Source organism: Ensifer sp. R1-3 (assembly GCF_056739175.1).
Genome location: NZ_CP096515.1, coordinates 1,461,514 through 1,483,828, shown reverse-complemented (window position 1 = coordinate 1,483,828; position 22,315 = coordinate 1,461,514). Strand labels below are relative to the sequence as shown.

Sequence of the window (22,315 nt, the reverse complement as noted above, 5' to 3'; positions counted from 1 at the left end):
CGCTTGCCGGAAGGAGGTAAGCTGCATGCGCCTTGGCCCTGCATCACCCGTCGGCTGGCCCGGCGAAGTCCCTCAAAGGAGGCACCAATGGAAATCTTCGAATGCGGATCGAGACCCTCGGCGCGCGGCCCGGCCGAATATTTCACCGGCTCCGTGCGCGTGGACCCAGCCTTCGAGGCGCCGTCACCCGCACGGGTACGCGGCGCGACCGTGACCTTCGAGCCCGGCGCACGCACCGCCTGGCACACGCACCCGCTCGGCCAGACCCTGATCGTCACCGCAGGCCGCGGCCTGGCGCAGAGCTGGGGCGGGCAACTGCGCGAGATCCGCGCCGGCGACGTCGTCTGGTTCCCGCCGGGAGAAAAGCACTGGCATGGCGCCGCGTCCGATACCGGCATGACGCATATCGCGATTCAGGAGGCGCTCGACGGCAAGGTGGTGGACTGGCTCGAGCATGTGACGGAGGAGCAGTATCGGGGCGGGTAGGGGTCGTGCGTGACGATGTCGAAGGCCCCCGGGCTTTTCCACGCTTATGGCGGGAGGGGTAACGGACCTGCTGCGCCGGGTGTTTTCGATTCGTCGCAGCCCCTCATCCCGCTGCCGCGACCTTCTCCCCGTATGACGGGGAGAAGGGGCAAGCCTCGGGCCCGCCGCTCCCCCGTGAGCGGCTAAGTGCAGAGCCACGCCGCGAGTCCCCTTCGCCCCGCTTGCGGGGAGAAGGTGGCCGGCAGCCGGATGAGATTCCATGAGGGGGTGGATAGCGCCGCGGCTTTTGCCAAAGTGGTGGTGTTACCAACCCAGCACCTTGGAGGGTCTCATGGCTGTGATTACACGAAGCCCCGATTGCACGGGCACTATCCGCACTGATCTTGGCGCAATTTTCGTTTCATTGGAACTGTCGCGGTCGACATGGCTGGTGACGTCGCTGTCGCCGGGCGGGGGCGAGAAGATGTCGCGGCACCAGGTGGATGGCGGCGATCTGGCCGGGCTTCTCGAACGCTTCGCGACGCTCAGGCGCAAGGCCGAGGCGCGCACCGGTCGCCGCTTTCCGGTGATCGTCGTCCAGGAGGCCGGTCTCGACGGCTTCTGGATCCACCGGGCTCTGGAGGCCGAGGGGATCGAGAGCCATGTCGTCGATCCTGCCTCGATCGCCATGCCGCGGCGGCGCCGGCGGACGAAGACGGACCGGATCGATGGCGAGATGCTGGTGCGCACGCTGCTGGCCTTCAAGCGCGGCGAGCCGCGCGTCTGCGCGATGGTCAAGGCGCCGACGCCGGAGCATGAGGATCGCCGCCGGCTGGTGCGGGAGCGCCAGGAATTGACCGCCGAGCGCGTCCGCGCGGTCAACCGCATCAAGGGCCTGCTGTTCGCCCAGGGGATCCGCGACTACCGGCCGCTGCGCCGCGACCGCCGGCAGCGCCTGGCGGAGCTGCGCGGCGGCGACGGACGTGCGCTCGGGCCGCATCTGCAGGCGCAACTCGCGCGGCTGCTCGAGCGGCTGGAATTGCTTCTTGAGCAGTTGAAGGCGCTGCTGGCGGCGCTCAAGGCACTGGCGGCCGAGGCGCAGGCGGCCGCCAGTGGGACGGACGCCGCCGTCATGGCGCGGCTACTCGAGATCAAGGGCATCGGCCTGGGCTTTGCCAGCGTCCTCTTCACCGAAGGCCTGTTCCGGCCGTTCGCCAACCGCCGGCAAGTAGCCGCCTATGCCGGACTGGCGCCGACGCCCTGGCGAAGCGGCACGATCGATTACGAGCAGGGCGTCTCCAAGGCGGGCAATCCGCGGCTGCGCGCGACGCTGATCCAGCTGGCCTGGCTGTGGCTGCGCCATCAGCCGCAGACCGCACTCAGCCGCTGGTTCCACGACCGGGTCAGGCAGAACGGCGGCCGCTTCAAAAAGGTGATGATCACAGCGCTGGCGCGCAAGCTTCTCGTGGCGGTGTGGAAATACGTCACCCAAGGCGTCGACATCGAGGGCATGGCGATGACCACCGCCTGATGCCGCTGCACGCTTTCTCCGCAGCCTGATCGGCTTCGGAGAATCCGGGTGAACGAACCGACTGCCCCTTGGCAGACAACGCCGTGGATGAGACTGGTCCCGTTCTCCCGAGCCCTCCCGCTGCAAGCGGAAGATTGGTGCAGCCGCCGGCCGGCGGCGACCGTATGTGAGGTTATGCGCCGAACGGCCCGTCCGACGCGCATGGTGACAAGGGCTCCCCGGCTTCTCGCGAAAACGATCGCAGGCAACGCGGCAATGCCTCGACACACGGGCATGCAACCACGGACCCCCGACCGACACGCCATCGTGGGATCGGGGGTGGATCGCCGCAAGGGCAAGCCGCTGCGCGGCCGGCCGATGGCCGACCCTTGCCCCGATCCACCCCCGATCCCAGAAAAACGCACAAGGTCGGGACGAGAGGAAGACCGCACCCGTCGAACAACGAGGAAAGTCCTCTTACACGGCAGGGATTGACAGCGAATTCCTCATGTGAGGGGCGACGAAACCAGCCCTGTCCGTCGTCTCCCGGCAGGTCACCGCCCGCCCATCGCCTGCGAGTTTTTCAGCCCAAGGACTTGGGCTGGCTGGATTCCTGTGACAAGCACAGGAATGAGGGGGGTTGCGGGGCTACATCAACGTTCACCTGGGGATACGCGCGCAGTCTCCTGACTTCCGTACGGCCTACGGGAGGTGCTCTGAGGACGGCACTCCCTCCTCCTCATCCCTGTGCTCGTCACAGGGATCCAGCAGCGCCGCGTCTGCGGCGCGGAAAAGCCTGTTCGCCCAAGGACTTGGCTTTGCTGGATTCCTGTGGCAGGCACAGGAATGACGGTCGGAGGGCGGCGATACGCAGACAGCGCGGCTTCCGGCATCGCTGCGGTTCAAAAAGCGGTTAGACGACTCGCGGGAGCCACCTGCGCCAACATTGCCTGCCATATGGAAAAATGGTGGGCGATGAGAGACTCGAACTCCCGACATCCTCGGTGTAAACGAGGCGCTCTACCAACTGAGCTAATCGCCCTCTCGCGTTGCCGGACAAGTGTCCGCCGCGTCGGTGGGCGTGATCTATGCGTAACCGGCGAAAACCGCAAGAGCGTTCGAGCGATTTTTTCGAATTTTTTATCGCGGGCCGGGGCGCCCGTTATGAAGCCTGTGGACAAATAGGGCGGCGACGAGCGGCAGTTATCGAGGCAGGCGGCGCATTGTTGGTCGCTCCGCTGGGCCCGCATATATATAAGGAGGGCGAGCCCCCGAGGGGGTGAACGGGTGCTCACCTTTGGAGCGTGCTTCCACAGGCGGCCAAATCCTTCCGAAAAGACATGCTGTGGACCAAAAAACGTTCCGTCACGGATTTGTTTTCAATCGCGCTTGACACCCCAAAGCGAACCGCTTAGTTAGCCGCTCATCGAACGGCAAGGCCGCTTCGGGCAGGGGCGCGCGAGCGCGTCTGGAACGTCAAGAGATGCGGGTGTAGCTCAGTCGGTTAGAGTGCCGGCCTGTCACGCCGGAGGTCGCGGGTTCGAGCCCCGTCACTCGCGCCACTCTTGAAAGACTGCGGCATTCTCAAAAAGTGCCGATGATGAGATAATGGCCAGCGATGGCCATAATGCGCGGGTGTAGCTCAGTCGGTTAGAGTGCCGGCCTGTCACGCCGGAGGTCGCGGGTTCGAGCCCCGTCACTCGCGCCATTCTCTTCTCGAGTGGCCGTCTCCCTTTTTCGGTACTTCCTTTTTTTGCATTGCGGCAAAGTGTCTCGCCGCGGAATTCCTGGCGCCGGGAGGCCCGGTTTCCCGCGATTGCGCGCATTGCCCCGCATCCCGCGGTGGGCGCATGTCCGCTATGCGCCGCGAACCGGTTTAAATGCCCCTTCGAGGCTTGCGCCCGGGCGCCGGCTGCGCTAACCACTCTGGCGTTGCAACATGCTTTTCGGCCTGCGGCATTCTTCGTTGAAGCGCTTTCATGGCGCCCTCCGCAGGCAGGGACGGATAAAATGACAGAACTTCTCGGTTCCTACGTACCGATCGCGATTTTCATTGGGATCGCGCTGGTGATCGGCCTCGCACTTCTGGTCGCTCCTTTCGCCGTCGCCTTCAAGGCGCCTGATTCGGAAAAACTGTCGGCTTACGAGTGCGGCTTCAATGCGTTCGACGACGCCCGCATGAAGTTCGACGTCCGCTTCTATCTCGTGTCGATCCTTTTCATCATCTTCGATCTCGAAGTCGCCTTCCTCTTCCCATGGGCGGTTTCGTTCAAGGAGATGGGCTGGTTCGGCTTCTGGTCGATGATGGTCTTCCTTCTGGTCCTGACGGTCGGCTTTATCTATGAATGGAAGAAGGGAGCGCTGGAATGGAATTAGCATCCGGCACCACGCTCGTTGCGCCGCAGCCCAAGGGGATCCTCGATCCCGCGACCGGCAAGCCGATCGGCAGCAATGACGCTTTCTTCGGCGAGATCAACAACGAGCTCGCCGACAAGGGCTTTCTCGTCACCTCGACCGACGAGCTGATCAACTGGGCCCGAACCGGTTCGCTGATGTGGATGACTTTCGGTCTCGCCTGCTGCGCGGTCGAAATGATGCAGATGTCGATGCCGCGTTACGATGCCGAACGCTTCGGTTTTGCGCCGCGCGCCTCGCCGCGTCAGTCCGACGTCATGATCGTCGCCGGCACGCTCACCAACAAGATGGCGCCCGCGCTGCGCAAGGTCTACGACCAGATGCCCGAGCCGCGTTACGTGATCTCGATGGGCTCCTGCGCCAATGGCGGCGGCTACTACCACTATTCCTATTCGGTTGTGCGCGGCTGCGACCGCGTCGTGCCCGTCGACATCTATGTGCCTGGCTGTCCTCCCACGGCAGAAGCGCTGCTTTACGGCGTGCTTCTGCTGCAGAAGAAGATCCGCCGGACCGGCACGATCGAGCGCTAAGGGCAGGGGAACTTAAGATGAGTGAAGCCCTGAACGAGCTTGCCTCCTATCTCCGCGAGGCGCGTGGCGCGCTGATCGCCGATGCGGAGGTCAAATACGGCGAACTGACGGTGACGGCGAAAGCCGAGAACCTCATCGCGCTCCTGACTTTCCTGCGCGACGACGTCCAGTGTGGTTTCGTCAGCTTCATCGATGTCTGCGGGGTCGATTATCCGCAGCGCCCGGACCGCTTCGATGTCGTCTATCATCTTCTCTCGCCGCGCCAGAACCAGCGCGTCCGCGTGAAGGTTGCGACCGGCGAGAACGAGCCCGTCCCGTCGGCGACGTCAGTTTTCCCCGGCGCCGACTGGTTCGAGCGCGAAGCCTATGACATGTATGGCATCCTCTTCACCGGTCACCCGGATCTGAGGCGCATCCTGACGGACTACGGCTTCGAAGGCTATCCGCTGCGCAAGGACTTCCCGCTGACCGGTTTCGTCGAGGTGCGTTACGACAACGAAGCCAAGCGCGTCGTCTACGAACCCGTCGAGCTGAAGCAGGAATTCCGCAATTTCGACTTTCTTTCGCCCTGGGAAGGCACGGAATACGTGCTGCCCGGCGACGAAAAGGCGAGACCACGCTGAATTAAGTCGGCCCGCGGCAGTCCGCGAAGGACGCCATCCGGCCTGGAGCAATCGGTATGACCGAACATAACGTCCGCAACTTCAACATCAACTTCGGCCCGCAGCATCCGGCGGCGCACGGCGTTCTGCGTCTGGTGCTGGAGCTTGACGGCGAGATCGTCGAGCGCGTCGATCCGCATATCGGCCTCCTGCATCGCGGCACGGAGAAGCTGATCGAGGCCAAGACCTATCTGCAGGCGATACCCTATTTCGACCGGCTCGACTATGTCGCGCCGATGAACCAGGAGCACGCCTTCGCGCTTGCGGTCGAAAGATTGACCGGTACGCAAGTGCCGATCCGCGGTCAGCTGATCCGCGTTCTCTATTCCGAGATCGGCCGTATCCTGTCGCATCTCCTCAACGTGACGACTCAGGCCATGGACGTCGGCGCGCTCACGCCGCCGCTCTGGGGCTTCGAGGAGCGCGAGAAGCTGATGGTCTTCTACGAGCGGGCCTGCGGCGCGCGCATGCACGCGGCCTATTTCCGTCCGGGCGGCGTACATCAGGACCTGCCGCACCAACTGGTCGAAGACATCGGCAACTGGATCGACCCGTTCCTGAAGACCGTCGACGATATCGACGAGCTTCTGACCGGCAACCGCATCTTCAAGCAGCGCAACGTCGATATCGGCGTCGTCAGCCTCGAAGACGCCTGGGCCTGGGGTTTCTCGGGCGTGATGGTGCGCGGCTCGGGTGCGGCCTGGGACCTGCGCCGTTCGCAGCCCTATGAATGCTATTCCGACCTGGAGTTCGACATTCCGATCGGCAAGAACGGCGACTGCTTCGACCGCTATCTCATCCGCATGATCGAAATGCGCCAGTCGGCGCGCATCATGCGCCAGTGCGTCGATCGCCTGCTCGGCGATGCCAAGATCGGTCCGGTCTCCTCGCTCGACGGCAAGATCGTGCCGCCGAAGCGCGGCGAGATGAAGCGGTCGATGGAGGCGCTGATCCATCACTTCAAGCTCTATACCGAGGGCTATCACGTGCCCGCCGGCGAGGTCTACGCCGCGGTCGAGGCGCCCAAGGGCGAGTTCGGCGTCTATCTGATCTCCGACGGCACCAACAAGCCGTATCGCTGCAAGATCCGCGCTCCGGGTTACGCGCATCTTCAGGCGATGGACTTCCTCTGTCGCGGACACCAGCTTGCCGATGTTTCGGCCGTGCTGGGCTCCCTCGATATCGTTTTCGGCGAGGTGGATCGCTGATGCGTCTGGTGCCGCTCGTCGCTGTCGGACTTCTTGCGCTCGCCTCCGGGGCTTCGGCCCAGGAAGACGTCGGCAGCGAGTCGTTCGCTGCGCTCAGGGGCGGCAGCATGTCGGCGCTCCTGTCGAGGGGCTACGAGATCAAGGCAGCCGTCAACAACGGCGCGCGCTACATCGTGTTTTTGCAGAAAGACCAGTCAGCCTATGCCTGCGAATTTGTCTCGCTGACGAAATCGCGGTGCGGTTCGATTAACTGATAAGGTGTCCACTAGAATGTCCGTTCGTCGACTAGCCGAAGACACAGTCCAGCCAGCGGCCTTCGCGTTCAGCAAGGAAAATGCTGCCTGGGCCGAGGCAACGATCAAGAAATATCCCGAAGGCCGCGAGCAGTCGGCGGTCATTCCCCTGCTGATGCGCGCTCAGGAGCAGGATGGCTGGGTGACGAGGGCGGCGATCGAGTCGGTCGCCGACATGCTCGGCATGGCCTATATCCGCGTCCTCGAAGTCGCTACCTTCTATACGCAATTCCAGCTGCAGCCGGTCGGAACGCGTGCCCATGTCCAGGTCTGCGGCACCACGCCCTGCATGCTGCGCGGCGCCGAAGACCTGATCAAGATCTGCAAGAAGAAGATCGCCAGCGAACCGTTCACCCTCAATGAGGGCGGCACGCTTTCCTGGGAAGAGGTCGAATGTCAGGGCGCCTGCGTCAACGCGCCGATGGTCATGATCTTCAAGGACACGTTCGAGGATCTGACGCCGGAGCGGCTCGAGGAGATCATCGACCGCTTCGAGGCCGGCAAAGGGTCGGAAGTCGTTCCGGGCCCGCAGATCGACCGCGTCTATTCCGCGCCGATCGGCGGCCTGACGACGTTGCAGGCGCCGGAGCCGGTCGAAGAGAAGAAATCGGTCCGCGCGAGCAAGGCGAAGGACGAACAGGCGGTGAGCGTGCCTCCGTCGAACGCGGCAAAGCCGTCGACCGCGACGGACGTCACCAACCCGACCTTGAAGACGCCGGCCACCGCCAGGAAGGCGGCGGCGAAGAACGTCAAGATCGAGGGCGAAACGGTCGATAAGTCGAAGCCCGCGAAGAAGCCGCGGTGAAGAGGTGATACCCCATGCTTAGAGATGAAGATCGCATCTTTACCAACATCTACGGCCTCAAGGACAAGTCGTTGAGGGGCGCGATGGCGCGCGGCCATTGGGACGGCACGAAGCAGTTCCTCGAAAAGGGCCGCGACTGGATCATCAACGAGGTGAAGGCCTCCGGCCTTCGCGGCCGCGGCGGCGCCGGCTTCCCGACCGGTCTCAAATGGTCCTTCATGCCAAAGGAAAGCGACGGGCGCCCGCATTATCTCGTCGTCAATGCCGACGAATCCGAGCCCGGTACCTGCAAGGACCGCGACATCATGCGCCACGATCCGCACACGCTGATCGAAGGCTGCGTGATTGCGAGCTTCGCCATGGGTGCGCATGCCGCCTATATCTACGTCCGCGGCGAGTTCATCCGCGAGCGCGAAGCGCTGCAGGCGGCGATCGACGAATGCTATGAATACGGCCTGCTCGGCAAGAACAACAAGCTCGGCTACGACATCGACATTTACGTGCATCACGGTGCCGGCGCCTATATCTGCGGCGAGGAGACGGCGCTGCTCGAAAGCCTCGAAGGCAAGAAAGGCCAGCCGCGCCTGAAGCCGCCTTTCCCGGCGAATATGGGCCTTTATGGTTGCCCGACGACGGTCAACAATGTCGAGTCGATTGCGGTGACGCCGACCATCCTGCGCCGCGGCGCCGGCTGGTACACGAGCTTCGGCCGCCCCAACAACCACGGCACCAAGCTCTATTCGGTTTCCGGCCACGTCAATCGCCCTTGCACGGTCGAGGACGCGATGTCGATCCCGTTCCATGAGCTGATCGAGAAGCACTGCGGCGGCATTCGCGGCGGCTGGGACAATCTGCTGGCGGTCATCCCCGGCGGCTCTTCGGTCCCCTGCGTGCCCGGCGCGCAGATGAAGGACGCGATCATGGATTATGACGGCCTGCGCGAGCTCGGCTCGGGCCTCGGCACGGCTGCCGTCATCGTCATGGACAAGTCGACCGACATCATCAAGGCGATCTGGCGGCTGTCGGCCTTCTACAAGCACGAGAGCTGCGGCCAGTGCACGCCCTGCCGCGAAGGCACCGGCTGGATGATGCGCGTCATGGAGCGCATGGTGCAGGGCCGCGCCCAGAAGCGCGAGATCGACATGCTCTTCGACGTGACGAAGCAGGTCGAGGGCCACACGATCTGCGCGCTCGGCGATGCGGCGGCATGGCCGATCCAGGGCCTTATCAAGCATTTCCGTCCGGAAATGGAGAAGCGGATCGACGAATACACGCGCAATGCGACCTCGCATGGCGCCGTGCTGGAGGCGGCGGAGTAAGAAACCATGGCTGGGGCACGCAAGGACGGACAGGAGAGGACAGCCGCGAGCGCGGCCGGTCCATTCGCATGGACTCAGGGCGCCGACCCGGCCGATCCGTTCGGCATGGGCGAATGGATGAAGAACCTGTCGAACGCCGGCTTGCCAAGCGTCGGATTGCATCCGTTGATGGCGCATCCGGCGGCGGCCGTTGCAGCGGCGACGGCTCTCGGCTTCGGTCTGTCCAGTCACATCGCCGGCATGATGTTCGGCGCGATGCAGGGGGCGGCCAGCACGCTGCAGAAAAGCGTTGCCGCGCCCGATCAGGCGGAGGTCTCCAAGCCTGCTCCGGTCGCAAGACCGCAAAAGGCGGCGCAGGCGCGGAAAGCTCCGGTCTCCGCGGGCGAGACGCGCAAATCGCGCAGGCCCGTCAAGCGGGCTGCGGCACCGGTGGCAAGCCTCGCAAACGACGACCTGAAGCGTATCTCCGGCATCGGCCCCAAGCTCGAGCAGGTGCTGAACGGGAGGGGCATTTTCCGCTTCGCCGACATCGCCGCCCTGAGCAGGGCCGACGTGGAGCGACTGGATAGCGAACTCGGCCTTGCCGGCCGCGTGGTCCGCGACGATTGGATCGGGCAGGCAAAGGCGCTCACGGGAGCGCGAGAGAAATAACGTGACGACCCGTGCGGTCGTCACGGCAAGCGGCGAGACCGTGAAGAAATTGTCCGTCGCCTACTGCATGTTTCCTTTAATCGTAGCCGGTTAAAGGAAACATGCAGCAAACCAAAGTGCCGCAGCGATCCTTGCGCGCCTGACAAGACGCGCGGCGCTGTAGAAGAGCAGACGGACTGAAGACAGGATTGAGTACGAAGATGGCAAAGCTGAAAGTCGACGGAAAAGAGATCGAGGTCCCGGATCATTTCACGCTGCTTCAGGCATGCGAGGAGGCCGGCGCCGAGGTCCCGCGCTTCTGTTTCCATGAGCGGCTTTCGGTTGCCGGCAACTGCCGCATGTGTCTGATCGAGGTCAAGGGCGGACCCCCGAAGCCGGCGGCTTCCTGCGCCATGGGCGTGCGCGACCTTCGTCCCGGTCCGAACGGCGAGGTGCCGGAAGTCTTCACGACCACGCCGATGGTCAAGAAGGCGCGCGAAGGCGTCATGGAGTTCCTGCTCATCAACCACCCGCTCGACTGCCCGATCTGCGACCAGGGCGGCGAGTGCGACCTGCAGGACCAGGCGATGGCCTTCGGCATCGACAGCTCGCGCTATCAGGAAAACAAGCGCGCGGTCGAGGACAAATATATCGGTCCGCTCGTCAAGACGGTGATGAACCGCTGCATTCACTGCACGCGCTGCGTGCGTTTCACGACGGAAGTCGCCGGCATCGCCGAACTCGGCCTGATCGGCCGCGGCGAGGATGCCGAGATCACCACCTATCTCGAACAGGCGATGACCTCGGAACTGCAGGGCAACGTCGTCGACCTGTGCCCGGTCGGTGCGCTGACCTCCAAGCCCTTCTCCTTCACCGCGCGCCCGTGGGAGCTCGGCAAGACGGAATCGATCGATGTCATGGACGCGGTCGGCTCGGCCATCCGCGTCGATACGCGCGGCCGCGAAGTCATGCGGATCATGCCGCGCGTCAACGAGGAGATCAACGAAGAGTGGATCTCCGACAAGACGCGCTTCATCTGGGACGGGCTGAAGACGCAGCGCCTGGACCGCCCCTATGTCAAGAAGGATGGACGCCTGCAGCCGGCAAGCTGGGGCGAAGCCTTCCAGGCGATCAAGACCGCCGTTGCCGGAACGTCCGGCGACAGGATCGGCGCGATCGCCGGCGATCTCGCCTCGGTCGAGGAAATGTATGCGCTGAAGGAGCTCGTCTCCTCGCTCGGCTCCGGGAACCTCGACTGCCGGCAGGACGGCGCAGCGCTCGATCCGTCGTTCGGCCGCTCGAGCTACATCTTCAACCCGACGATCCAGGGTATCGAAAGCGCCGATGCGCTGCTCATCATCGGCTCGAATCCGCGCTTCGAAGCGTCGGTCCTCAATGCCCGCATCCGCAAGCGCTACCGCATGGCCAATTTCCCCATCGGTGTGATCGGTGAGGCGGGTGAGCTGCGTTACGAATACGAATATCTGGGTGCGGGTACCGACACGCTCGCCGAACTCGTTTCCGGCAAGGGGACGTTCTTCGCGACGTTGGAAAAGGCCGCGCGTCCGCTGATCATCGTCGGCCAGGGGGCCCTGGCAGGGGAGGGCGGTGCGGCCGTTCTCGCCAATGCGGCGAAGCTCGCCGTTGCCGTTGGCGCGGTGAACGCCGAGTGGAACGGATTTGCCGTGCTTCACAGTGCGGCCGCCCGCGTCGGCGGTCTCGATCTCGGCTTCGTTCCCGGTCAGGGCGGCAAGTCGGCGGGCGAAATGGTCGACGCCATGGATGTCCTTTTCCTGCTGGGTGCCGACGAAATCGATCTCTCGGCCAGGAAGGCCGGCTTCACCGTTTACATCGGCTCGCACGGCGACAACGGCGCGCATGCGGCGGATGTCATTCTTCCCGCCGCGACCTACACGGAAAAGTCCGGCACCTGGGTCAATACCGAGGGACGCGTCCAGATGGGCAACCGCGCCGCTTTCGCACCGGGTGAAGCCCGCGAGGACTGGGCGATCATCCGCGCGCTTTCCGACGTGCTCGGCAGGAAGCTGCCTTTCGATTCGCTCGGCGAATTGCGCGCGAAGCTCTATGCGGCCCATCCGCATTTCGCTGCAGTCGACGAGATCGCCGCCGGCAGCAGCGACGAAATTGCCGCACTTGCGCAAAAAGCCGGTGCGATGGCGAAATCCGTGTTTGCGTCTCCGGTCAAAGACTTCTATTTGACGAACCCGATAGCGCGCGCATCCGCCGTCATGGCCGAATGCTCGGCCTTGGCGCGCAACAATTTCAAAGCTGCCGCGGAATGAGCGCGAGGGAATAGAGCATCATGGACGCTTTCTTTTCAACCTATGTCTGGCCCACGGCCATCATGATCGGCCAGTCGCTCCTGCTTCTGGTCGCGCTGCTGCTTTTCATCGCCTATGTCCTGCTCGCCGACCGGAAGATCTGGGCGGCCGTGCAGCTTCGCCGCGGCCCTAACGTCGTCGGTCCCTTTGGGCTGTTCCAGTCCTTCGCCGACCTTTTGAAATTCGTCTTCAAGGAGCCGGTCATCCCGGCCGGCGCCAACAAGACGATCTTTCTGCTCGCGCCGCTCGTTTCCGTGACGCTGGCGCTCGCCGCCTGGGCGGTCATTCCGCTCAATGCGAACTGGGTGATCGCGAACATCAATGTCGGCATCCTCTTCGTCTTCGCCATATCTTCTCTCGAGGTTTATGGCATCATCATGGGCGGCTGGGCGTCCAACTCGAAATATCCCTTCCTCGGCGCATTGCGCTCCGCGGCGCAGATGGTGTCCTACGAGGTCTCGATCGGCTTCGTCATCGTCACTGTGCTGCTCTGCGTCGGCTCGCTCAATCTGACGGACATCGTAAACGCGCAGAACGACGGTCTCGGCACCATGCTCGGCCTGCCTGCCTCGTTCCTCGACTGGCACTGGCTGTCGCTCTTCCCGATGTTCATCATCTTCTTCATCTCGGCGCTCGCCGAGACGAACCGTCCGCCCTTCGACCTTCCGGAAGCCGAATCGGAACTCGTCGCCGGCTTCATGGTCGAATACGGCTCGACCCCGTACATGATGTTCATGCTCGGCGAATACGCGGCGATCTGCCTGATGTGCGCGCTGACGACGATCCTGTTCCTCGGCGGCTGGCTGCCTCCGGTCGACATCTGGCTCCTGAACTGGGTCCCGGGCATCATCTGGTTCGTGCTGAAGGCGTCGCTGGTGTTCTTCATGTTCGCCATGGTGAAAGCCTTCGTCCCGCGCTACCGCTACGACCAGCTGATGCGCCTCGGCTGGAAGGTCTTCCTGCCGCTTTCGCTGGCGATGGTCGTCATCGTCGCATTCGTCCTGAAGCTGACGGGCTGGGCATGATGGCCGCTCAAGCTTCGCTGCATACCGCCGGTTTCTCCCAGACCGGCAAGTTTGGAGGTTAATGATGGCCGGTCTTTCGAACGCCGTCAGCTCGCTGTTCCTCAAGGAATTCGTCGGCGCATTCCTTCTGTCGATGCGCTATTTCTTCCGTCCGAAGGCGACCTTGAACTATCCCTTCGAGAAGGGGCCCGTGAGTCCGCGCTTCCGCGGCGAGCACGCGCTGCGCCGTTATCCCAACGGCGAAGAGCGTTGCATCGCCTGCAAGCTGTGCGAGGCGATCTGTCCTGCGCAGGCCATCACCATCGAGGCCGGGCCGCGCCGCAACGACGGCACGCGCCGCACGGTGCGTTACGACATCGATATGGTGAAGTGCATCTATTGCGGCTTCTGCCAGGAAGCCTGCCCGGTCGATGCGATCGTCGAGGGGCCGAACTTCGAGTTCTCCACCGAGACGCGCGAAGAGCTCTACTACGACAAGGAGAAGCTGCTCGCCAACGGTGACCGGTGGGAGCGGGAAATCGCGCGCAACATTGCGATGGACTCGCCCTACCGCTGAGGCCATTCGCGCAACGCAGCATCGCGCCGCTTGATCGAAGACGGTGCATGCAAAACGGGTTTGGGCATCGGCCGGACATGTGGTCCGGCTTTGCCTCATGGAGTGCGGGCCTGGGGGCCTTCACGCCAGCAAGACGAAAAAGGCACCGATCATGGGTCTGCAGGCTCTTTTTTTCTATCTCTTTGCCTTCATCGCCGTGGCGTCGGCATTCATGGTCATCGCGGCCAGGAATCCGGTCTATTCGGTTCTGTTCCTGATCCTGACCTTCTTCAACGCGGCCGGACTCTTCCTGCTGACCGGTGCCGAGTTCCTGGCGATGATCCTGCTGGTGGTCTATGTCGGGGCCGTCGCGGTTCTCTTCCTCTTCGTGGTCATGATGCTCGATATCGACTTTACCGAGCTTCGCGCCGGCGTGCTCGAATATGCGCCGATCGGCGCGCTGATCGGGCTGATCCTTGCCGCCGAACTGATCGTCGTTGTCGGCGGCTCGGCCTTCTCACCTGAGATCGCCAAGGGCATCGCAATGCCGATACCGGCACCCAGCGAGCGCACCAACACCGCCGCGCTCGGCGATGTCCTCTATACCCATTACGTCTATTTCTTCCAGATCGCGGGGCTCGTGCTGCTCGTCGCCATGATAGGCGCCATCGTGCTGACCCTGCGTCACCGTCAGAACATCAAGCGTCAGAGCATTCCGCAACAGGTTGCCCGCACCCCCGAAACCGCCGTCGAGGTGGTTACGGTCAAGCCGGGGCAGGGCATCTAATCGGGACGCGAGGTCGAGGGACTACACTTATGGAAATCGGAATTTCCCACTATCTGACCGTCAGCGCCATTCTGTTCACGCTCGGCGTCTTCGGCATCTTCCTCAACCGGAAGAACGTCATCATCATCCTCATGTCGGTGGAGCTCATCCTGCTGGCCGTCAACATCAACATGGTGGCCTTCTCGGCCTTCCTGAACGACATCACCGGCCAGGTGTTCGCGCTGTTCATCCTGACCGTTGCGGCGGCCGAAGCCGCGATCGGACTTGCAATTCTCGTCGTCTTCTACCGCAACCGCGGCTCGATCGCCGTCGAAGACGTCAACATGATGAAGGGCTGACAGGGCTATGGATACCATCGTCAAGGCTATCGTTTTCCTGCCTCTGATCGGCTTCCTGATCGCCGGCCTTCTCGGCACGCAGATCGGCGCCAAGGCATCCGAATATGTGACCAGCGGCCTGATGCTCGTCACCGCCGCGCTCTCCTGGTTCGTCTTCTTCCACGTCGCTCTCGGCGAGGAGGAGATGATCAAGGTTTCGGTGCTGCGCTGGATCCAGTCCGGAAGCTTCGATGTCGAATGGGCTTTCCGCGTCGACACGCTGACGGCCGTCATGTTCGTCGTCGTCAACACGGTTTCGACCCTGGTGCACATCTATTCGATCGGATACATGCACCACGATCCGAACCGGCCGCGCTTCTTCGCCTATCTGTCGCTCTTCACCTTCGCGATGCTGATGCTCATCACGTCGGACAATCTGCTGCAGATGTTCTTCGGCTGGGAAGGCGTGGGTCTCGCATCATACCTGCTGATCGGCTTCTGGTACAAGAAGCCGTCCGCCAATGCGGCGGCGATGAAGGCCTTCATCGTCAACCGCGTCGGCGACTTCGGCTTCTCGCTCGGCATCTTCTGCGTCTTCGTCCTCTTCGGCTCGATCAATTTCGAGACCATCTTCGCCGCCGCGCAGAACTATCTGCCGGCCGAGGGTGCTGCGGCGGGGGATGCGGTCATCAATCTCTTCGGAATGCAGCTCGACAAGGGGCATGCCCTGACGGCCACCTGCCTGCTGCTCTTCATGGGCGCGATGGGCAAGTCGGCGCAGTTCCTGCTGCACACCTGGCTGCCGGACGCCATGGAAGGCCCGACCCCGGTTTCGGCCCTTATCCATGCCGCAACCATGGTGACCGCGGGCGTCTTCCTCGTCGCCCGCATGTCGCCGCTCTTCGAGCTGTCGCCGGACGCCCTGACGGTCGTCACGCTGATCGGCGCGATCACCGCATTCTTTGCGGCGACGGTCGGTCTCGTCCAGAACGACATCAAGCGCGTCATCGCCTATTCGACCTGCTCGCAGCTCGGCTACATGTTCGTCGCGCTCGGTGTCGGCGCCTATGGCGCGGCGATCTTCCACCTCTTCACGCATGCCTTCTTCAAGGCGCTCCTGTTCCTGGGCGCGGGCTCGGTCATCCACGCCGTCGACGGCGAGCAGGACATGCGTTACATGGGCGGACTGCGCACGCATATTCCGGTCACCTACTGGATGATGTTCATCGGTACGATCGCGCTCACCGGTGTCGGCATTCCCGGTACGGTCATCGGCACGGCGGGCTTCTTCTCGAAGGATGCGATCATCGAATCCGCCTTCGCGTCGCATAGCGTCGTTTCCGGTCTGGCCTTCGTGCTGCTGGTCATCGCAGCGCTCTTCACCAGCTTCTACTCCTGGCGCCTGACCTTCATGACGTTCCACGGCAAGCCGCGCGCTTCCTCCGACGTCATGCATCACGTCCACGAGTCGCCCCAGGTCATGCTGGTGCCCCTCTACATCCTGGCCGCCGGCGCCCTCGTTGCGGGCTTCCTCTTCCACGACTATTTCTTCGGTCACCACTACGCCGAATTTTGGCAGGGCGCTCTGTTCACGTCGGCCGAAAACGAACTTCTCGAGGAGTATCACCACGTTCCGCTATGGGTGAAATGGAGCCCGTTTGCGGCCATGGCGCTCGGTCTCTTCACGGCCTGGTACATGTACATCCGCTCGCCGGAGACGCCGAAATATCTCGCCGAGCAGCATCGCGGGCTTTACCAGTTCCTGCTCAACAAGTGGTATTTCGACGAACTCTACGATTTCCTGTTCGTCCGCAGCGCCAAGCGCCTCGGTACCTTCCTCTGGAAGGAGGGTGACGGACGGGTGATCGACGGGTACGGCCCGAACGGTATCGCTGCGCGCGTTCTCGACGTGACCGATCGGGTGGTCCGCCTGCAGACCGGATACCTTTACCACTACGCGTTCGCCATGCTGATCGGTATTGCAGCGCTCGTTACCTGGATGATGCTCGGGAGTTCCTTCTGATGACCGATTGGCCCGTACTTTCCGCGGTCACCTTCATGCCGCTCGTCGGCGTTCTGCTTCTCCTGCTCACAAGGGAAGACAGCGCCTACGGCCGCCGCAACATCCTGAACGTCTCGCTGCTGACGACGGTCTTCACGTTCCTCGTGTCGCTCTACATCTGGTACCAGTTCGACCCGTCGAACCCGGGCTTCCAGATGGTAGAGAAGCGGGAGTGGCTCGGCACCGGCATTTCCTACCATCTGGGCGTCGACGGCATTTCCATACTCTTCGTCCCGCTGACGGCATTCCTGATGCCGTTCTGCGTGCTGGCAAGCTGGGTCACGATCGAGAAGCGCCTGAAGGAGTACATGATCGCGTTTCTGATCCTGGAAACGCTGATGCTCGGTGTCTTCGTGTCTCTCGACATCATCCTTTTCTACGTCTTCTTCGAGGCGGGCCTCATCCCGATGTTCATCATCATCGGCGTCTGGGGCGGCAAGGAGCGCGTCTACGCGAGCTACAAGTTCTTCCTCTACACGCTTCTCGGTTCCGTTCTGATGCTGCTCGCCATGATGGCGATGTACTGGCAGGCGGGCACCACCGACATCACGCAATTGCTGGCCTATCAGTTCCCGCGTGAAATGCAGACCTGGCTCTGGCTTGCCTTCTTCGCTTCCTTCGCGGTGAAGATGCCCATGTGGCCGGTGCACACCTGGCTTCCCGATGCGCACGTGCAGGCGCCGACGGCAGGCTCGGTCATCCTGGCCGGCATCCTCCTGAAGCTCGGCGGCTATGGCTTCCTGCGCTTCTCCCTGCCGATGTTCCCGCTGGCGTCCGACTTCTTCGCGCCGTTCGTCTTCACGCTGTCGATCATTGCGATCATCTACACCTCGCTGGTGGCGATGATGCAGACCGACATCAAGAAGCTCATCGCCTATTCCTCGGTTGCGCATATGGGCTATGTGACGATGGGAACCTTCGCGGCGAATGTTCAGGGCGTCCAGGGTGCGATCTTCCAGATGCTGTCGCACGGCATCGTCTCGGGCGCGCTCTTCCTTTGCGTCGGCGTCGTCTATGACCGGCTGCATACGCGCGAGATCGCGGCCTATGGCGGCCTCGTCAACAACATGCCGAAATATGCCGTCGCCTTCATGGTCTTCACCATGGCCAATGTGGGCCTTCCGGGAACGTCGGGCTTCGTCGGCGAAGTGCTGACGCTGGTGGGCGCCTTCCGAGCGAACACCTGGGTCGCCCTGTTCGCGACGACCGGCGTCATTCTGTCGGCCGCCTACGCTCTCTGGCTCTACCGCCGGGTCATTTTCGGTGCGCTGGAAAAGGAAAGCTTGAAGGCGTTGCTCGATCTGTCGGCGCGCGAGAAACTCATTCTCTATCCGCTGGTGATCCTGACCATCTTCTTCGGTGTCTATCCGGCACCGGTCTTCGACGCGACCGCGGCCTCCGTGGACTTGCTCGTCAACAACTACGCCGCCGCCCTGCAGGCAGCGCAAGACGTTGCGCTTTCGGTGCAATGATCAAGGGACGTGATGTGACATGACTGCTGAAACCCTTATCGCCAGCCTGCAACTTTCGATGCCCGAGCTGATCCTTGCGGTCGGCGCGATGGCACTCCTGATGATCGGCGTCTTCTCGGGCGAACGAGCCACACCGACCGTGACCGGCCTTGCGGTCGCGGTGCTCATCATCGCCGGGCTGTGGCTCGTGCTGAAGACGGGCGAGGGGGAGGCCTATGGCGGCGCCTTCCTGTCGGATCCTTTCGCCAAATTCATGAAGGTGCTGGCCCTGATCGGCTCGATCACCGTGATGGTGATGACCGTCGGCCACGCGCGTTCGGCTCAGATCGACCGGTTCGAGTTCCCCGTGCTTCTGGTTCTGGCCACCCTCGGCATGCTGCTGATGATCTCGGCCAACGATCTCATCTCGCTCTACCTGTCGTTGGAGCTGCAGTCGCTCGCCCTTTACGTCGTGGCGGCAATCAACCGCGACAGCGTCCGCTCGACGGAAGCGGGCCTGAAATATTTCGTTCTCGGTGCGTTGTCTTCGGGGATGATGCTTTACGGCATGTCGCTCGTCTACGGCTTCACGGGGCATACCGGCTTCGACGAGATCGCGGCGGCGCTCACGGCCGAGGGCCGGTCGCTGGGCCTCGTCTTCGGTCTGGTGTTCATTCTTGCAGGCCTCGCCTTCAAGATCTCCGCCGTTCCCTTCCATATGTGGACGCCGGACGTCTATGAAGGCGCCCCGACGCCGGTGACGGCATTCTTCGCCGCCGGACCGAAGGTCGCGGCCATTTCGATCCTCGTTCGCATCGTCATCAATGCCTTCGAGCCGGTGGTCGCCGATTGGCAGCAGATCGTCGTCTTCATCTCGATCGCATCGATGCTGCTCGGCTCCTTCGCCGCGATCGGCCAGCGCAACATCAAGCGGCTGATGGCCTATTCCTCGATCGGTCACATGGGCTATGCGCTCGTCGGCCTCGCGGCCGGCTCCATGGCCGGCGTGCGCGGCGTGATCCTCTACATGCTGATCTACATGGTCATGACGCTGGGCACATTCGCCTGCATCCTCGCCATGCGCCGCAGGGAAGGCGAGCATGTCGAAGGCATCGACGATCTTGCCGGTCTTTCACAGACCAACCCCTTCATGGCGACGGTGCTGACGATCCTCATGTTCTCGCTCGCCGGCATCCCCCCGCTGGCAGGTTTCTTCGCCAAGTACTTCGTCTTCGTCGCGGCAATCGAGGCGCAGCTCTATGGCTTGGCAATCATCGGCGTGCTCGCTTCCGTCGTCGGCGCCTACTACTATCTGCGGGTCATCAAGGTGATGTGGTTCGAGGAGCCGAGAGGCGAGTTTGCCCGGACGGCGGGCGAGCTTAGGCTTGTGTTCGGCCTGTCCGGCCTCTTCGTGCTCGGCTACGTGCTCATCGGCGGTCCGCTCGGAACCGCCGCCGAAGCCGCGGCGCGGACATTCTTTTGACCGGCGGACGAAGCGGCGGCCGGAGTTCGCCTGAAGATTTCCGGCACGTCGCGCTCGCCGAAACGGTCTCGACCAACAGCGAGTGCCTTCTGCGGGCGCGCGAGGGTGATCCCGGCAATCTCTGGATCACCGCGGTGCGCCAGACCGGAGGCAGGGGCAGGCGTGGCCGCGCCTGGTTCTCGGAGCCGGGGAACCTCTACGCATCCCTGCTGCTCATCGATCCGGCGCCGGTGGACAGGCTGCATGCGCTGCCGCTTGCGGCAGCGGTTGCCGTTCATCGGGCCATCCGCCGGGTGATGCCGCCGGGCGGAGCCGAGGCCGCGATCAAGTGGCCGAACGACATTCTTATCGACGGGCGGAAGACCTGCGGCATTCTTCTCGAAGGCGAGGTTCTGGCCGACGGGCGGAGGGCCCTGGTGATCGGCTGCGGCATCAACGTCGCCGTCATGCCTGAAGACGCACTTTACCCCGTCACATCGCTTCGGCGCGAGGGCGCGACAATCTCTCCCGAGGAGCTGTTCGCGCATCTTTTCGTAACCATGGCCGAGACGCTCGCCGTTTGGGACGGTGGCGCCGGCGTCGCCGCAATCATTGATCAGTGGCGCGCCGCGGCCAAGGGCATCGGCGAGGCGATCACGGTCAACCTGCCGGACCGCTCGCTTTCCGGCCGCTTTGCAGGTATCGATCGGGACGGCCGGCTTCTACTCGACACGGGTTCCGGCCCGCCGCAAACCATTGCGGCGGGCGACGTATTTTTTGGATGATTGAAAAAAGCAAAGGCGCATCACGACATGGCGCAAGATGAAGAACTGGTGTTCTTGCCGCTCGGCGGCGTCGGCGAAATAGGCATGAATCTCGGCCTTTACGGCTATGGAAGGCCAGGTCACCGCCAATGGATCATGGTCGATTGCGGCGTTACCTTCCCCGGCCCGGAATTGCCCGGCGTAGATCTGGTTCTGCCCGATATCGCCTTTCTGGCCGAACAGCGCCGCAACCTCAAGGCGATCATCATCACGCATGCACATGAGGACCATTACGGGGCTCTGAACGACCTGTGGCCGGGCCTGAACGTTCCCGTCTACGCCTCGCCCTTTACCGCGGGCATGCTGGATGCCAAGCGCGCATTCGAAAAGTCCCGCAGCGAGATCCCGATCACGATCTTCAAGCAGGGCGACCGCATCAATGTCGGACCTTTCAGCGTCGAAGCCGTGGGGGTCAATCATTCGATCCCCGAGCCGATGGCACTCGTCATCCGCACTCAACTCGGCACCGTCGTGCACACGGGCGACTGGAAGATCGATCTCGAGCCTTCGCTGGGGCCTCTGACCGACGAGTCGCGGTTTCGCCAGATCGGGGAGGAAGGCGTCCTCGCGCTCGTCTGCGATTCGACCAATGCCTTGCGCGAAGGCGTGTCGCCGTCCGAGCGGCAAGTCTCCGAAAGTCTCGCCAAGATCATTGCCGATGCCGAGGGCCGCGTCGGGATCACCACCTTCTCCTCCAATGTCGGGCGCATCCGCTCTGTTGCGGAAGCGGCGGAGGCTGCGGGGCGGGAGGTGCTTCTACTCGGCAGTTCGATGAAGCGCGTCGTCGACGTTGCGCGCGATGTCGGGCTCATGGAAGGCGTGAAGCCGTTCCTCGCAGAGGACGAGTTCGGCTACATCCCGCGCGACAAGGTCGTCGTCATCCTGACGGGCAGCCAGGGCGAGCCGCGCGCGGCCCTTGCCAAGATCGCTCGCGACGAGATGCGCAACGTGGCGTTTTCGGCCGGCGACACGATCGTATTTTCGTCGCGCACCATCCCCGGCAACGAAAAAGCGATCAACGACATCAAGAACGGGCTTATCGAGCAAGGCATCCACATCATCACGGATAGCGAGGCGCTGGTGCATGTTTCCGGCCATCCGCGGCGCACCGAGCTCCAGCAGATGTACCAATGGGTGAAGCCGCAGATCCTCGTGCCGGTGCATGGCGAGGCGGCGCATCTGACGGCACATGCGGAGCTCGGGCTGCAATCGGGCATCCCGAGCGTGCCGCGGCTGCGCAATGGCGAAATGCTACGGCTTGCGCCGGGCCCCGCGGAAGTCATCGACGAGGCGCCGCACGGCCGCATCTACAAGGACGGCACCCTCATCGGCGATTTCGAAGAGATGGGGATCGGCGAACGCCGCAAGCTTTCCTTTGCCGGCCACGTCTCCGTCAGTGTCGTACTCGACAGCCGCTACGACTTTCTGGGTGACCCGGACGTCGTGCCGATCGGCCTTCCGGAATTCGACGACGAAGGCGAGGCGATGGAGGACACGCTCTATGATGCGGTGCTCGGCGCCGTGGAAAGCATCCCGCGGGCAAAGCGGAAGGACCTCGCGATGCTGCAGGAAGCCGTTCGCCGCGCCGTGCGCAGCACCACGAACCAGGTCTGGGGCAAGAAGCCGGTCGTGACGGTTTTTATCACGAAGGTCTGACTTCCGTGCGCGACGCC

Annotated in this window: 20 protein-coding genes and 3 tRNA genes; 22 read left to right on the top strand and 1 reads right to left on the bottom strand. The window is 63.1% G+C overall.

The annotated features are described in order from the left end of the window. The first annotated feature begins 87 nt into the window (after positions 1 to 87). Positions 88 to 486 (top strand): (R)-mandelonitrile lyase, encoded by a 399-nt coding sequence (locus tag M1D43_RS07180; protein WP_153314783.1) that lies wholly within the window; start codon positions 88 to 90, stop codon positions 484 to 486. Positions 487 to 817: 331 nt separating this feature from the next. Then, positions 818 to 1,996: an IS110 family RNA-guided transposase gene (locus M1D43_RS07175; protein WP_192923391.1), complete on the top strand. Its 1,179-nt coding sequence runs from the start codon at positions 818 to 820 to the stop codon at positions 1,994 to 1,996. Positions 1,997 to 2,941: 945 nt separating this feature from the next. Here M1D43_RS07175 and M1D43_RS07170 read toward each other — a convergent pair. Then, positions 2,942 to 3,017: transfer RNA gene (locus M1D43_RS07170), tRNA-Val, on the bottom strand. Positions 3,018 to 3,460: 443 nt separating this feature from the next. Between M1D43_RS07170 and M1D43_RS07165 the strand changes: the two genes are divergently transcribed. The 20 genes from M1D43_RS07165 (at position 3,461) to M1D43_RS07070 (ending at position 22,298) form a co-directional block, all read left to right on the top strand. Then, positions 3,461 to 3,537: transfer RNA gene (locus M1D43_RS07165), tRNA-Asp, on the top strand. 69 nt (positions 3,538 to 3,606) lie between these two features. Then, positions 3,607 to 3,683, top strand: a tRNA-Asp gene (locus M1D43_RS07160). A 302-nt stretch (positions 3,684 to 3,985) separates the two neighbouring features. After that, positions 3,986 to 4,351 carry an NADH-quinone oxidoreductase subunit A gene (locus M1D43_RS07155; RefSeq protein WP_003531826.1) on the top strand — a complete coding sequence of 122 codons (366 nt, stop codon included), beginning with the start codon at positions 3,986 to 3,988 and terminating at the stop codon, positions 4,349 to 4,351. After that, on the top strand, positions 4,342 to 4,920 hold the full coding sequence (locus M1D43_RS07150) for a NuoB/complex I 20 kDa subunit family protein (RefSeq protein ID WP_003531828.1): 579 nt from the start codon (positions 4,342 to 4,344) through the stop codon (positions 4,918 to 4,920). The genes M1D43_RS07155 and M1D43_RS07150 overlap by 10 nt, the downstream gene beginning before the upstream one ends. A 17-nt stretch (positions 4,921 to 4,937) precedes the next feature. Further along, positions 4,938 to 5,543 (top strand): NADH-quinone oxidoreductase subunit C, encoded by a 606-nt coding sequence (locus M1D43_RS07145; protein ID WP_003531830.1) that lies wholly within the window; start codon positions 4,938 to 4,940, stop codon positions 5,541 to 5,543. Positions 5,544 to 5,599: 56 nt separating this feature from the next. Then, complete coding sequence (locus M1D43_RS07140; protein WP_153313283.1) at positions 5,600 to 6,790, top strand: NADH-quinone oxidoreductase subunit D; 1,191 nt, start codon at positions 5,600 to 5,602, stop codon at positions 6,788 to 6,790. After that, positions 6,790 to 7,044, top strand: coding sequence for a hypothetical protein (locus M1D43_RS07135; RefSeq protein ID WP_153313282.1), 255 nt, complete (start codon positions 6,790 to 6,792; stop codon positions 7,042 to 7,044). The genes M1D43_RS07140 and M1D43_RS07135 overlap by 1 nt, the downstream gene beginning before the upstream one ends. 16 nt (positions 7,045 to 7,060) lie before the next feature. Then, positions 7,061 to 7,888 carry an NADH-quinone oxidoreductase subunit NuoE gene (nuoE, locus tag M1D43_RS07130; RefSeq protein WP_010969146.1) on the top strand — a complete coding sequence of 276 codons (828 nt, stop codon included), beginning with the start codon at positions 7,061 to 7,063 and terminating at the stop codon, positions 7,886 to 7,888. 14 nt (positions 7,889 to 7,902) lie between these two features. Continuing rightward, positions 7,903 to 9,207, top strand: a complete 1,305-nt coding sequence (gene nuoF, locus M1D43_RS07125; RefSeq protein WP_003531839.1) for an NADH-quinone oxidoreductase subunit NuoF — start codon at positions 7,903 to 7,905, stop codon at positions 9,205 to 9,207. A 6-nt stretch (positions 9,208 to 9,213) separates the two neighbouring features. Continuing rightward, positions 9,214 to 9,858, top strand: a complete 645-nt coding sequence (locus M1D43_RS07120) for a helix-hairpin-helix domain-containing protein (RefSeq protein WP_153313281.1) — start codon at positions 9,214 to 9,216, stop codon at positions 9,856 to 9,858. Between the two features lie 200 nt (positions 9,859 to 10,058). Further along, on the top strand, positions 10,059 to 12,140 hold the full coding sequence (gene nuoG, locus M1D43_RS07115; protein ID WP_003531846.1) for an NADH-quinone oxidoreductase subunit NuoG: 2,082 nt from the start codon (positions 10,059 to 10,061) through the stop codon (positions 12,138 to 12,140). 20 nt (positions 12,141 to 12,160) lie between these two features. Next, positions 12,161 to 13,204, top strand: coding sequence for an NADH-quinone oxidoreductase subunit NuoH (gene nuoH / locus M1D43_RS07110; protein ID WP_003531848.1), 1,044 nt, complete (start codon positions 12,161 to 12,163; stop codon positions 13,202 to 13,204). A 64-nt stretch (positions 13,205 to 13,268) separates the two neighbouring features. Next, positions 13,269 to 13,760 (top strand): NADH-quinone oxidoreductase subunit NuoI, encoded by a 492-nt coding sequence (gene nuoI / locus M1D43_RS07105; protein WP_003531850.1) that lies wholly within the window; start codon positions 13,269 to 13,271, stop codon positions 13,758 to 13,760. Between the two features lie 151 nt (positions 13,761 to 13,911). Continuing rightward, on the top strand, positions 13,912 to 14,526 hold the full coding sequence (locus tag M1D43_RS07100; RefSeq protein ID WP_003531851.1) for an NADH-quinone oxidoreductase subunit J: 615 nt from the start codon (positions 13,912 to 13,914) through the stop codon (positions 14,524 to 14,526). A gap of 29 nt (positions 14,527 to 14,555) precedes the next feature. After that, positions 14,556 to 14,864 carry an NADH-quinone oxidoreductase subunit NuoK gene (gene nuoK / locus M1D43_RS07095; RefSeq protein ID WP_003531854.1) on the top strand — a complete coding sequence of 103 codons (309 nt, stop codon included), beginning with the start codon at positions 14,556 to 14,558 and terminating at the stop codon, positions 14,862 to 14,864. Between the two features lie 7 nt (positions 14,865 to 14,871). After that, positions 14,872 to 16,866 (top strand): NADH-quinone oxidoreductase subunit L, encoded by a 1,995-nt coding sequence (gene nuoL, locus M1D43_RS07090; protein WP_003531855.1) that lies wholly within the window; start codon positions 14,872 to 14,874, stop codon positions 16,864 to 16,866. After that, on the top strand, positions 16,866 to 18,377 hold the full coding sequence (locus tag M1D43_RS07085) for an NADH-quinone oxidoreductase subunit M (RefSeq protein WP_003531857.1): 1,512 nt from the start codon (positions 16,866 to 16,868) through the stop codon (positions 18,375 to 18,377). Before nuoL ends, M1D43_RS07085 begins: the two co-directional genes overlap by 1 nt. A gap of 19 nt (positions 18,378 to 18,396) precedes the next feature. Then, on the top strand, positions 18,397 to 19,839 hold the full coding sequence (nuoN, locus tag M1D43_RS07080; RefSeq protein ID WP_003531859.1) for an NADH-quinone oxidoreductase subunit NuoN: 1,443 nt from the start codon (positions 18,397 to 18,399) through the stop codon (positions 19,837 to 19,839). Further along, entirely contained in the window at positions 19,836 to 20,603 is a 768-nt protein-coding gene (locus M1D43_RS07075; protein WP_153320621.1) for a biotin--[acetyl-CoA-carboxylase] ligase, read from the top strand. Before nuoN ends, M1D43_RS07075 begins: the two co-directional genes overlap by 4 nt. A 27-nt stretch (positions 20,604 to 20,630) precedes the next feature. After that, a complete protein-coding gene (locus M1D43_RS07070) occupies positions 20,631 to 22,298 on the top strand; it encodes a ribonuclease J (protein WP_498814165.1) in 1,668 nt (555 codons plus the stop codon). The last annotated feature ends 17 nt before the right edge of the window (positions 22,299 to 22,315 follow it).